This is a genomic window from Microbacterium aurugineum, assembly GCF_023101205.1.
Lineage (GTDB): Bacteria > Actinomycetota > Actinomycetes > Actinomycetales > Microbacteriaceae > Microbacterium > Microbacterium aurugineum.
Map to the genome: position 1 here is coordinate 199,551 of NZ_CP078078.1, position 11,791 is coordinate 211,341.

The 11,791-nt window shown below is 67.8% G+C and carries 11 protein-coding genes; all 11 read left to right on the top strand.

Annotated features, from left to right (window positions below; all coding sequences use genetic code 11):
- Positions 1-96 precede the first annotated feature (96 nt).
- The 11 genes from KV397_RS00970 to KV397_RS01020 all read left to right on the top strand — a co-directional run bounded on the left by KV397_RS00970 (position 97) and on the right by KV397_RS01020 (position 11,680).
- On the top strand, positions 97-1,428 hold the full coding sequence (locus KV397_RS00970; protein WP_261811945.1) for an HNH endonuclease signature motif containing protein: 1,332 nt from the start codon (positions 97-99) through the stop codon (positions 1,426-1,428).
- Between the two features lie 136 nt (positions 1,429-1,564).
- Positions 1,565-3,430 carry a molecular chaperone DnaK gene (gene dnaK, locus KV397_RS00975; protein ID WP_047519808.1) on the top strand — a complete coding sequence of 622 codons (1,866 nt, stop codon included), beginning with the start codon at positions 1,565-1,567 and terminating at the stop codon, positions 3,428-3,430.
- A 2-nt stretch (positions 3,431-3,432) separates the two neighbouring features.
- A complete protein-coding gene (locus KV397_RS00980; protein WP_047519806.1) occupies positions 3,433-4,086 on the top strand; it encodes a nucleotide exchange factor GrpE in 654 nt (217 codons plus the stop codon).
- A gap of 7 nt (positions 4,087-4,093) precedes the next feature.
- Positions 4,094-5,077 (top strand): DnaJ C-terminal domain-containing protein, encoded by a 984-nt coding sequence (locus KV397_RS00985; RefSeq protein WP_131493616.1) that lies wholly within the window; start codon positions 4,094-4,096, stop codon positions 5,075-5,077.
- Positions 5,078-5,117: 40 nt separating this feature from the next.
- Entirely contained in the window at positions 5,118-5,531 is a 414-nt protein-coding gene (locus KV397_RS00990; RefSeq protein WP_194239355.1) for a heat shock protein transcriptional repressor HspR, read from the top strand.
- A 49-nt stretch (positions 5,532-5,580) separates the two neighbouring features.
- On the top strand, positions 5,581-6,243 hold the full coding sequence (locus KV397_RS00995) for a GntR family transcriptional regulator (RefSeq protein ID WP_261811946.1): 663 nt from the start codon (positions 5,581-5,583) through the stop codon (positions 6,241-6,243).
- Between the two features lie 121 nt (positions 6,244-6,364).
- On the top strand, positions 6,365-7,333 hold the full coding sequence (locus tag KV397_RS01000; RefSeq protein WP_261811947.1) for a tripartite tricarboxylate transporter substrate binding protein: 969 nt from the start codon (positions 6,365-6,367) through the stop codon (positions 7,331-7,333).
- Between the two features lie 87 nt (positions 7,334-7,420).
- Positions 7,421-7,999, top strand: coding sequence for a tripartite tricarboxylate transporter TctB family protein (locus KV397_RS01005; protein WP_261811948.1), 579 nt, complete (start codon positions 7,421-7,423; stop codon positions 7,997-7,999).
- Positions 7,996-9,651, top strand: coding sequence for a tripartite tricarboxylate transporter permease (locus KV397_RS01010; protein ID WP_261811949.1), 1,656 nt, complete (start codon positions 7,996-7,998; stop codon positions 9,649-9,651). The genes KV397_RS01005 and KV397_RS01010 overlap by 4 nt, the downstream gene beginning before the upstream one ends.
- Entirely contained in the window at positions 9,648-10,517 is an 870-nt protein-coding gene (locus tag KV397_RS01015) for a dihydrodipicolinate synthase family protein (RefSeq protein WP_232763946.1), read from the top strand. Before KV397_RS01010 ends, KV397_RS01015 begins: the two co-directional genes overlap by 4 nt.
- 176 nt (positions 10,518-10,693) lie before the next feature.
- Positions 10,694-11,680, top strand: a complete 987-nt coding sequence (locus KV397_RS01020; RefSeq protein ID WP_261811950.1) for a LacI family DNA-binding transcriptional regulator — start codon at positions 10,694-10,696, stop codon at positions 11,678-11,680.
- The last annotated feature ends 111 nt before the right edge of the window (positions 11,681-11,791 follow it).

Consider the following 11,791-nt stretch of genomic DNA (forward strand, 5'->3'; position numbering starts at 1 on the left):
GCGGAGGGGAAGGTCCGCCTCGCCCCATTCCGGTATCTTGGTTTCCGGGGCTGATCTGGGTGTTTCAATGTCGGTGGTCCCTGGTTCACTGAAGGTATGACAGCGCTGGCCGATGCAACCCTCGAGCAGGTGGATGCCCTCGCTGCGCTCACCGAGATGCTCGTCGAGGTCGAGCGCACGATCAGCAGTCTGCAGGCCGCGCGAGACGGCATCCTGGCGGTCGGGTCGCGGCTCGCGCTCGATGTAGCCGCGCAGGCGGAGCATCCCGACCACGGAGACATGTCGGCCCGCACGGTCGCCGCGGAGTTCGCCACGGCCCTGCGTGTGAGTGATCGAACGGTGCAGCGCCGGATGGCCGACGCGGCCTGGGTCGTGGAGCACTTCCCGCTGGTCTGGGAGGCGCAGGGGGCGGGTCGCATCAGCGCGGCGCACGCCCGAGTCGTCTGCGAAGCGGGCGAGCACCTCCCCGATGCGGCGAGCCGCGCCGCCTATGCGGCTCAGATCATCCCCTTCGCCGAGATCGAGTCTCCCGCTCGTGTCGGCCGAATGGCTCGGCGGGTGGCTGAACGGTTCCAGGCGCGGTCGATCGATGAGCGGCACCTCGATGCGCGGGAGAAGAGATCCGTGTGGGTGAAAGACGTCGGAGACGGGATGACGCAGCTCGGCCTGCTCGGTCCGTCGGCGCTCGTGCACGGGGTCTTCGAGCGGCTCACGCAGATGGCCGAGGCGGTGCAGGAGCACGAGTCCCCGGAGCGTGAGTACCCGGAGCGTGAGTTCACGGAGCACGAGTCCCCGGAGCTCCCGGCTCCGGAGCCGGACGAGCGCACCCTCGCGCAGCGCCGCGCCGATCTCGCTCTCGACCTGCTCCTCACCGGCGCTCCGGCCGGACACGATCGCGGCGAGGGGCTCCTGGCGGCGATTCGCGGAACGGTGTCGATCACGGTCCCCGTCACGACGCTGGTCGGCGAGGATTCGACTCCGGCCGAGCTGAACGGCCGCACTCCGGTCGACCCCACGACCGCCCGCCGGATCGCCGGCGCGGCGGTGGGGTGGGACCGGATCCTCACCCACCCCATCACCGGCGCGGTGCTTGCGGTCGACCGCTATCGTCCCGGTCCGGAACTGAAGCGGCATCTGAGGGCGAGGGATCAGCGGTGCCGATTCCCCACCTGCGGGTACGCGTCCGTGGACTGCGACATCGACCATCATCACGAGGCCGCGCTCGGGGGAGCCACCGAGGAGTCGAACCTCGGTCACCTGTGTCGTCGCCATCACGTGCTCAAGCATCATTCGCCGTGGGCGGTCGAGCCCCTGGGTGGTGGCGTCTACGCCTGGACGAGCCCGACCGGGAAGGTCTACGTCGACCGGCCCCCTCCCCAGAACACCGTCACGTTCACGGAGGATCCGGCGATTCTCGCGCCCTTCTGAAAAAGTTGAGTCAACTCGTATCAAGTTGATTTGACACCTGTGGAGCGCCGGCGTACAGTTGAGTCATCGCGACTCAGGTTTCCCTGATCGCCGCAGATTTCCGATCCCAACGAACTTCCAACAAAGGAGAGAACACATGGCACGTGCTGTCGGTATCGACCTCGGAACCACCAACTCCGTGGTCAGCGTCCTCGAGGGTGGCGAGCCCAAGGTCATCGCCAACGCCGAGGGCTTCCGCACGACCCCCTCGGTCGTGGCCTTCACCAAGGACGGGGAGGTGCTCGTCGGTGAGACCGCGAAGCGCCAGGCCGTCACCAACGTCGACCGGACGATCGCTTCCGTCAAGCGCCACATGGGCACCGACTGGAGCTTCGACGTCGACGGCAAGAAGTGGACGCCGCAGGAGATCTCCGCGCGCATCCTCATGAAGCTCAAGCGCGACGCCGAGGCGTACCTGGGTGACACGGTGACGGATGCGGTCATCACCGTCCCCGCGTACTTCAACGACGCCGAGCGTCAGGCCACCAAGGAGGCCGGGGAGATCTCGGGTCTCAACGTCCTGCGCATCATCAACGAGCCGACCGCGGCCGCTCTGGCCTACGGCCTCGACAAGGGCAAGGAAGACGAGCTCATCCTGGTCTTCGACCTCGGTGGCGGAACGTTCGACGTCTCGCTGCTCGAGGTGGGCAAGGACGACGACTTCTCCACGATCCAGGTGCGTGCGACCGCCGGTGACAACCGTCTCGGTGGAGACGACTGGGACCAGCGTCTCGTCGACTACCTGATCAAGCAGTTCAAGGAGACCACGGGCGTCGACGTCGCGGGTGACAAGATCGCGCTGCAGCGCCTCAAGGAGGCCGCGGAGCAGGCGAAGAAGGAGCTCTCCTCCTCCACCTCGACGAGCATCAACCTGCCGTACCTGTCGCTGACGGAGTCCGGCCCGGTCTCGCTCTCCGAGACGATCACCCGCGCGAAGTTCGAGGACCTCACGAAGGACCTGCTCGACCGCACCAAGAAGCCGTTCGAGGATGTCATCCGCGAAGCCGGCATCAAGGTGTCCGAGATCGACCACATCGTGCTCGTCGGTGGTTCCACCCGTATGCCCGCGGTCGCCGAGCTCGTCAAGCGCGAGACCGGCAAGGACGCGAACAAGGGCGTCAACCCGGATGAGGTCGTCGCCGTCGGCGCCGCTCTCCAGGCCGGTGTCCTCAAGGGTGAGCGCAAGGATGTCCTCCTCATCGACGTCACCCCGCTGAGCCTCGGCATTGAGACCAAGGGCGGCATGATGACCAAGCTCATCGAGCGCAACACCGCCATCCCGACCAAGCGCAGCGAGACCTTCACCACGGCAGACGACAACCAGCCGTCCGTCGCGATCCAGGTCTTCCAGGGCGAGCGCGACTTCACCCGCGACAACAAGCCGCTCGGCACGTTCGAGCTCACGGGCATCGCTCCCGCTCCCCGCGGCATCCCGCAGATCGAGGTCACGTTCGACATCGACGCCAACGGCATCGTGCACGTGTCCGCCAAGGACAAGGGCACCGGCACCGAGAAGTCGATTGTCATCTCCGGCGGCTCCTCGTTGTCGAAGGAAGACATCGAGCGCATGGTGCGCGAGGCCGAGGAGCACGCGGCTGAGGACAAGGTGCGCCGTGAGGCCGCCGAGGTCCGCAACCAGGCCGAGACGCTCGCGTACTCGATCGACAAGCTGATCACCGAGAACGACGACAAGCTGCCCGAAGACGTGAAGACCGAGGTCAAGGCCGACGTCGAAGCGCTCAAGACGGCGCTGGCGGGCGAAGACGACGAGGCCGTGAAGACCGCGTTCGACAAGCTCAACCAGTCGCAGTCCAAGCTCGGCGAGGCCATCTACGCGTCCTCGCAGGCGGATGCTGCTGCCGATGCTTCGGCTGACGGCGAGGCCCCGACCGGTGACGCTCCCTCCTCCGACGAGGACGTCATCGACGCCGAGGTCGTCGACGACGAGGACGAGAAGAAGTAATCATGACGGACAAGAACTTCGACGAGAACCAGAATCCTGAGTCCGCCGAAGGTCGCAGCGAGGGGTCGGACGCTCAGGCGTCCGGCCCCGCGCCGCAGAACCCGGACTCCACCGAGGCGAAGGCCGCCGAGGGGTCGGACGAGACTCCCGAAGACGGTGTCGATGACCTCACGGTCGATGACATCCTCGGAGCGACGCAGACCGGTGAGGCCGCGGCGGAGGACGCCGTGCTCGCCGACCTCGAGTCGACGCTGCTGAACGACCTCAAGCGCCTCCAGGCCGAGTACGCGAACTACCGTCGTCGCACCGAGGAGCAGCGCCAGGTCGAGATCGAGCGGGCGAAGGGCGAGGCCGCCAAGGGCCTCATCCCGGTGCTCGACGACCTCGACCGTGCCGCTCAGCACGGCGACCTGGTCGAGGGCACGCCCTTCGCCGTGATCGCCGAGAAGGTGCGTGCGGTCGTGGAGCGTCTCGGGGTGGCCGCATACGGCGAGAAGGGCGAGGAGTTCGACCCTCAGCGCCACGAGGCCATCTTCCAGCAGCCGACCCCCGGCGCCGAGAAGACGACGATCCTCGAGGTCGTCGAGGTGGGCTACCGCCTCGGTGACATCGAGCTGCGCCCCGCAAAGGTCGTCGTCGCTGTCCCTGCGGAGTAGGTGATCGATGGCCAGCCAGGATTGGTTCGACAAGGACTTCTACAAGACCCTCGGGGTCTCCAAGGACGTCAGTGATGCGGATCTGAAGAAGACGTATCGCAAGCTTGCGCGGAAGTACCACCCGGACTCCAATCAGGGTGATGCCAAAGCAGAGGCGAAGTTCAAGGAGATCAGCGAGGCCTACTCGGTGCTCTCCGACGCCGAACAGCGCAAAGAGTACGACGAGATCCGCGCGATGGGCTCCGGCGCCCGCTTCACGGCGGGCGGCCAGGGTGCCGGCGGCTTCGAAGACGTGTTCAGCCGGTTCGGCCAGCAGGGCCGAGGGCAGACGGCCGACTTCGAGGACATCTTCGCGATGTTCAACCAGGGGCAGGGCGCGAGCTTCGGAGGCGGACGCTTCGGGCAGCCGAGCGGTGGCTACCGCGGCTTCGGCGGACCGCAGCGTGGTGCCGACGTCACCGCCCGCACGACGCTCGACTTCGTCACCGCCGTGCAGGGCGAGACCATCTCCCTGCAGGGCGATGACGGCAAGCCGTTCAAGGTGAAGATCCCTGCGGGCGTGGCAGACGGGCAGAAGATCCGTCTGCGCGGTCGTGGCCGTCCCTCACCCGACGGCGGGGAGAGCGGCGACATCGTGGTGCAGATCTCGGTGCGCCCGCACCCCGTCTTCACGCGTGACGGGCTCAACCTGCGCGTCGTGGTCCCGGTGACCTTCACTGAAGCGACCCTCGGCGCGACGATCGAGGTCCCGACGCTCAGCGGTGACGTGGTCAAGCTCCGCGTCGCTCCCGGCACCCCCTCCGGGCGGGTGCTGCGCGTCAAGGGCCGTGGTGTGGCGACGGCGAAGGGAACCGGAGACCTGCTCGCCGAACTCCAGGTCGCCGTGCCCACGCACCTCGACGACGCCGCGCGGGAGGCCCTGGAGAAGTTCCAGGAGCTCGAGCCCACGGAGAATCCGCGGGCGGAGCTGATGGCGAAGGCGCGTCGATGACCGAGCGTCGAAGTGGGCACCGGGGTCGGAGGCGTTCGTGATGAACGCTGACACCCCGGTGTTCGCGATCGCGGCGGCGGCCGAGCTCTCCGGTCTCCACCCGCAGACCCTGCGGCAGTACGACCGCATCGGACTCGTGGTCCCCGGACGGACGTCGGGCGGCTCGCGTCGGTACTCCGCCCGCAACATCGAACAGCTGCGCGAGGTCGCCCAGCTCTCTTCGGAAGGTGTGAGCCTCCCCGCGATCGCGCGTCTGCTCGACCTCGAAGACGAGAACCGGGCGCTGCGCAACCGCATCGCGGTACTCGAGAGCGCTCTACGCACCGAGCGCGAGAACCGCCCCGGCGTGCGGGTGTTCGCCGCCGGATCCGCGGGGGTGGTGCCCGTGCCGAGCGGCCGTCGCATCCGCCGCTCGACCGACGTCGTGCTCTGGGATCCGCGCGGACACGCCTAGACACCGATCTCGTGGTGTGTATCCTGTCAACAGTTAACAGGAGGTCACCATGACGCAGACCGTCACGCGCGGAGAATCCCTCGGCGCCCAGGTGGCACGGGTGCTCCGCCAGCGCATCGTGCGCGGCGAACTCGCCCCCGGCGCGCGGATCACCGAGGAAGCGCTCGCCGAGGAGTTCTCGGTCAGCCGTGGCCCCGTGCGCGATGCGCTCACCCAGTTGAGCTTCGAGAAGCTCGTCGAGGTGCAGCGTCCCCGCGGCGTGTACATCGTGGGACTCACGGGGGATGACGTCGATCAGCTGTACAGCCTGAGGGGTGCGCTCGAACAGCTCGCCCTCTCGCGGGCCATGCGTGTCGACGACGAGGCGCGCTGGGCCGCGATGGCGGCGGCCGTCGAGCGCATGGGCGAGGCCGCGGACCGCGGCGACCATGCCGCATTCGTCACCGCGGATCTCGAGTTCCACTCGCAGATCTACGCGCTCGCCGATCACCCGCGTCTCGAGGGTGCGTGGAATCAGTACCTCCCGACGTTCACCGCGCTGCTCGAGGTCACGATCAACCATGACGAAGATCTGCACGAGTCTTCCGATGATCACGTGACGCTCATGGAGGTGATGCGCACCGGCACGCCGGCGCAGGCGGCGAAGGTACTGTCCGAGCATCTCGACGGTGCTCGTCGACGCATGCTGAGCGAGATCGCCACCCACGCCTGAGTGCGGGGCCGTGCCTGCGGCCCTTGCGGCGCACCTGTCGTCCGAGTGTTGACTGTTAACAGTCAACACTGCTACGGTCGGGGGAGTCGACAACAAGGTCGACCCACGTAGAGGAGCAAAGATGCCCCGCAAGCGCATCACCCGGGCGGCTGCCGCGATCGCCGCCCTCGCAGCCACCGCTCTCATCGTCTCGGCCTGCACCAAGGTCGAAGAGGGCGAGGGCGCCGAATCGACCTACCCGGAGAAGGACATCCGGCTCATCATCCAGGCCAACCCCGGGGGAGGATCAGACCTCTCGTCGCGCGCACTCGCCACGGAGCTCGAGAAGATCCTCGACGTCAGCGTCATCCCCGAGAACATGCCGGGTGCCGCCGGAGCGCTCGCGATGGAGTACGTCGGTGCGCAGGATCCCGACGGCTACGTGATCGGATTCGCGCCCGTCGAGATCGCGATGCTGAACACCACGCAGAGCGCGGACGTGCTGCCGGACGACTTCGACCTGCTCGGCCAGATCATGCTCGCGCCCGGTGTCGTCACCGTCGGCGCGAACAGCGGGATCGAGACGCTGGAAGACCTCGTCGCCCAGGCGCAGTCCGGTGCCGTCACGGTCGCGAACTCCGGCGCCGGCTCCATCTGGGAGGCGGCGACCCTCGGACTCGGTGCCGCGACCGACGCCGACTTCACCCCGGTGCCCTACGACGGCGGAGCGACGGCCGTCGCCGCAGCCGCATCCGGCGAGACCGTCGCGGCCGTCTCCGGCCTCGGCGAGGCTCTCGCCCAGGGCGACGCGGTGCATATCCTCGCCGTCATGAACGACGAGCGCCACCCCGACGCAGAAGACGTCGAGACGGTCGAAGAGGCCATCGGCGAAGACGTCGTCTTCGGGGGCTGGGGCGGCATCTACGCGCCCAAGGGTCTGCCCGACGACGTGAAGTCGACGCTCGAAGCCGCCGTCAAGGAGGCCGTCGAATCCGACAGCTACCAGAAGTTCCAGGCCGACGCCGGAAACCTGGTCGTGTACCGCGACTCCGCCGAATGGACGACGTTCGTCGACGAGCAGTTCGACCTCTTCAAGGACCTCCTGGGCTGAGAAGCCCGGTAGAGAAGACTGCGGGGCCGGGCTCATCACCGGCCCCGCAGTGCTCTCCTTCACTTCTCGGATCACGAAAGGAGCATCATGTCGACCTCTGCATCGGACGCCTCCGCAGCGGACGTCTCCGCATCGGACGCCTCCGCGGGCGATGTCTCCGCGGGCGACGAGTACCAGGGTGCGACCGCCTCGCGACCGCTCGAGATCGTCTTCGCCGTGCTCGCCCTGGCGTTCACCGCCGGATATCTCTTCCTCTCGACGCAGATCCCGCTGCGCCGCGAGGCTGCTCCGGGTCAGATCGATGCCCGCTTCTGGCCGCTCGTCATCGGGGTCACCGGAGTCGTCGTCGCCATCGCGCTGCTCGCCATCGCGATCACCCGCCCCGCACCCGGCCGTGACGACCTCGAGCGCATCCAGCCCGGAGGCTTCCTGCGCGTGATCGCCACGCTGGTGATCACGGGCGCCTTCATCGCACTGTGGTCGCTGGGATCGGTCATCCTCTTCGGGTACCGCATCGAGGTCTTCCCGATCGCCGCAGCCCTGCTGATGGCCTCCCTCATGCTCCTCTACGGTCACCGCCGCTGGCTGAGCCTGATCATCTACTCCGCCTCCGTCACGGCGTTCGTCTACGTCGTGTTCGGGCTGCTCCTGAGGATCCCCCTGTGAACGCGCTCCTGGAGGGGCTGAACTCGCTCCTCGACATCTCGATCCTGCTCTACATGCTCGTCGGCCTCATGCTCGGCTTCATGGTCGGCGCCTTCCCCGGCATCACCGCGACCATGGCCGTCGCCCTCGCCGCGGGATTCACCATGACCCTCGAGCCCGTGCAGGGCCTCGCCGTGCTGCTGACGATCTACGTCGCGGCGAACTTCGGCGATCGGGTGCCGTCCATCCTCATCAACACTCCGGGAACGCCCGCCTCCATCGCCACCACCCTCGACGGCTATCCGATGGCCAAGCAGGGCAGGGCAGGTCTCGCACTCACCATCTCCGCAATCGTCTCGGCCGTCGGGATCCTCGCCTCGCTGGTGCTGTTCGCGGTCGCGGCCGTCCCGATCGCCAGCTTCGCCCGCGACTACTTCAAGTCCCCCGAACTGTTCGCCCTCGTGGTGTTCGGCATCTCGATCATGATCGGCATCTCGTCGAAGTCGATGCTCAAAGGCATCCTCGCCGGGCTCTTCGGCCTCATGCTCGGCACCGTCGGCACCTACGCCGCGACGGCCGATCAGCGCTTCACCTTCGGGGTGCTCGACCTCGTCGAGGGCGTGAACTTCATCGCCGTGATCATCGGCCTCTTCGGCATCGCGGAACTCTTCGACCAGTTGCTCACGCATCGCGCGTCCCGCGTGCGTCCCATCTCCAGCCTCGGTCGCTGGCTGCCGAACAGGTCCGAGCTGAAGCAGAGCGGTCGTGCCACGGCGGTCGGCGGCGCGGTCGGACTCGGTGTCGGTCTCATCCCCGCCGCGGGCGGTGACATCGCCGGTCTCATCGGGTGGGAACGGGCACGCAAGGTGTCGAAGCGTCCGGAGATGTTCGGCAAGGGATCGATCGAGGGCGTCGCCGCGTCCGACAGTGCTTCCAGCGCGACCTTGGGCGGCTCCCTCACCACGACCATGGCACTCGGCATCCCCGGCGACTCCGTGATGGCCGTGATGATCGGCTCCATGATCATCTGGGGCATCACACCCGGACCCACCCTCTTCACGAACCGCCCCGACCTGGTCGTCTCGATCGTCGGCATCATGCTGATCGCGACGATCCTGTCCCTCGCTCTGAGCCTGGTGCGGATGAAGGGCATGGTGAAGCTGCTCGACGTGCCGCAGCCGTACCTGTGGAGCGGCATCCTGATCTTCTGCATCATCGGCACCTACGCCACCTCCAACAGCCTCTCGACCGTGGTGACGATGCTCGTCTTCGGTGTGATCGGGGTGATGCTCAAGCGCATGCAGGTGCCGGCCGGCCCCGTGGTGCTCGGGCTCCTGCTCGGACCGCTCGCCGAAGAGAACCTCGCCCGCACGCTGGCCATCCTGCCCACGCGTCCGTTCTTCGAGGTCGTCAGCCCCATCGCGCTCGTGCTCCTCGCCCTGGCGGTGCTCTCGATCGTGATGCCGGCGATCCGTGCCGCTCGTCGCCCCCGTGCCGACCGCGGCTCCCTCGCGGATTCGATCCTCCACGACGACAGCATCCAGCAGATCGAGAAGGCGCACGACGAGCTCGCCGCGCAGCCCGACCTGCTCACCTCCACCGTCCGCAACATCGACGCCCCGAAGCGTCGAGCCCGCACGTCCCGCAAGAACTCCGAGGAGACCGAGAAGTGACCCGCTACGACATCCTGACCGCCGTGCCCACCGCGTTCCACCGCGACGGCACCCTCGACATCGAGGGTTCGCGTGCGATCTTCCGATTCGTCGCCGACTCGGGGAACGAGGGGGCCTTCGTGCTCGGAACGACGGGGGAGTTCCCCGCTGTGGACGCCGGCGAGTTCGCGGCCATCGTGGAAGCCGCTCTGGCCGAGTTGAAGGAGCGGATGCGCGTGGTCGTGCATGTCGGTCGGCCCAGTACCTTCGAGGCCGTGCGCCTCACCCGCATCGCCCGTGAGCTGGGCGCTGTCGAGTTCGCCGCGCTCACGCCCTACTACCTGAAGGCGACGGACGACTCGATCTTCGAGTACTACCGTGCGGTCTCGGACGCCGTCGGCGACGGGCGCCTGTACGTGTACATCTACCCGGCGCGGAGTGGAAACCCGGTGTCGCCGGAGCTCCTCGTGCGGCTCGCGGAGCTGCCCAACGTCGTGGGAGCCAAGATCAGCGAGCTCTCACTCGACGACATCGCCGCCTACCGTGCCGTCGTGCCCGCCGACTTCGAGCTCTACACCGGCGCCGACCGCGACCTGATCGCTGCCGTCGAGGTGGGCGCCCAGGGTGTCGTCTCCGGGGTGTCATCCGTGACGCCGAAACCGTTCCGCGCGCTCGCCGACGCCGGGCGGTCGGGGGATGCGGCAGCCATCACCGCTGCGCAGGCCGCGGTCGACGATGTGGTCGCCCTCATCGGCGGCGACATGGCGCGCATGAAGGAGGCCTACCGCGTGCTCGACGTGGTCGACACGCACTGCCGTATGGCGATCGCCGAGCCGAGTGCCGCCGAGCGCACCGCCGTCGCCGAGGTGGTGGCCGCGCACCGGTGAGACGGCTGCCGGTGAGACGACGCTGGTGCGCACGCGCAGGCGGAGAGCTCTCGGTAGCGGCTTTGCGACCCTGGCATCGATTTCACCCACGCAACGAATTCCGGTCCCCGCGCGATACTGTTGCAGCACCGGCCGCGGTCGGTGGGAGTAGGTGTCAGCGGGGAGCAGGGGAGCGCATGGCAACGATCTACGACGTCGCCGAACTCGCGGGGGTCTCGCCCGCGACAGTCTCGCGCGTGTTCAACGGGACGAACGTGTCCGAGGAGAAGGTGGCAGCCGTGCGCAACGCCGCGGAGAAGCTGAAGTTCACTCCCAATCGCACCGCCCGCACGCTACGGCGTCAGAGTTCCGAGGTCATCGCGCTCGTGATCCCCGACATCGAGAATCCCTACTTCACCGAGATGGCGCGCGGCGTGGAGGATGTCGCCTCCGAGGCCGGATACTCGGTCGTGCTCTGCAACTCGGACGCGCAGGTGGAGAAGGAGGCCACCTATCTGCGGATCGCGATCGCCGAGAACATGTCCGGAGTGATCATCGCGACGGCCGATGAGCGCTCCGACCTCGACGGTGTCCTCGCCACCGGCCGTCCTGTCGTGGCCGTCGATCGCAGCACGAGCTACGACATCGACAGCGTCACGATGGCCAATCGGTCGGCGGGAACATCAGCCACGCGGAGCCTGATCGACGCCGGGCACCGCCGCATCGCCTACATCGGGGGCCCCGCGCACATCGACACCGCCGCTGAACGCGCCGCGGGCTGGCGCTCTGTGCTCGCCTCGGCGCACCCCGGTCACGCCCTCGACGAGCTCGAGCGCTTCACGACGTTCCGCGTCGACGGTGGTCGGTCGGCGATGGAAGAGCTGCTCGCGCTTCGCGAACCGCCCGATGCGGTCGTCGCGGGCAACAACCTCATCGGTGTGGGAGCTATCCAGGTGCTCACCGAGCACGGTCTCACCCCTCCTGAGGTCGGCGTCGCGGTCATCGGCTCGCTGCCGTTCACGACGCTGTCACCCACGGCGGTCACGGTGGTGCGACTGCCCGCGCGGCACATGGGCGTGACCGCGGCGCGGATGCTGCTCGATCGGATCGACGGCGATACGCAACCGGCTCGCACTGTCGTGCTGCGCAACGAGGTCCAGCCGGCCAGCGCCACCCGGCGCTGAGCGGACCGCGACCGGAAGGGTCGATGCGGGAGCGCGCACGCCCTTGCATCATGAAATCGATTTCGCGTACAGTGTCGAACAAGCCACGGACTCGGTCGTCCCGGCAGGAGG

Excerpts from the sequence above, each read along its gene's own strand:
- KV397_RS00970 (WP_261811945.1), top strand. The coding sequence starts at position 97 with ATGACAGCGCTGGCCGATGCAACCCTCGAGCAGGTGGATGCCCTCGCT.
- dnaK (WP_047519808.1), top strand. The coding sequence starts at position 1,565 with ATGGCACGTGCTGTCGGTATCGACCTCGGAACCACCAACTCCGTGGTC.
- KV397_RS00980 (WP_047519806.1), top strand. The coding sequence starts at position 3,433 with ATGACGGACAAGAACTTCGACGAGAACCAGAATCCTGAGTCCGCCGAA.
- KV397_RS00985 (WP_131493616.1), top strand. The coding sequence starts at position 4,094 with ATGGCCAGCCAGGATTGGTTCGACAAGGACTTCTACAAGACCCTCGGG.
- KV397_RS00990 (WP_194239355.1), top strand. The coding sequence starts at position 5,118 with ATGAACGCTGACACCCCGGTGTTCGCGATCGCGGCGGCGGCCGAGCTC.
- KV397_RS00995 (WP_261811946.1), top strand. The coding sequence starts at position 5,581 with ATGACGCAGACCGTCACGCGCGGAGAATCCCTCGGCGCCCAGGTGGCA.
- KV397_RS01000 (WP_261811947.1), top strand. The coding sequence starts at position 6,365 with ATGCCCCGCAAGCGCATCACCCGGGCGGCTGCCGCGATCGCCGCCCTC.
- KV397_RS01005 (WP_261811948.1), top strand. The coding sequence starts at position 7,421 with ATGTCGACCTCTGCATCGGACGCCTCCGCAGCGGACGTCTCCGCATCG.
- KV397_RS01020 (WP_261811950.1), top strand. The coding sequence starts at position 10,694 with ATGGCAACGATCTACGACGTCGCCGAACTCGCGGGGGTCTCGCCCGCG.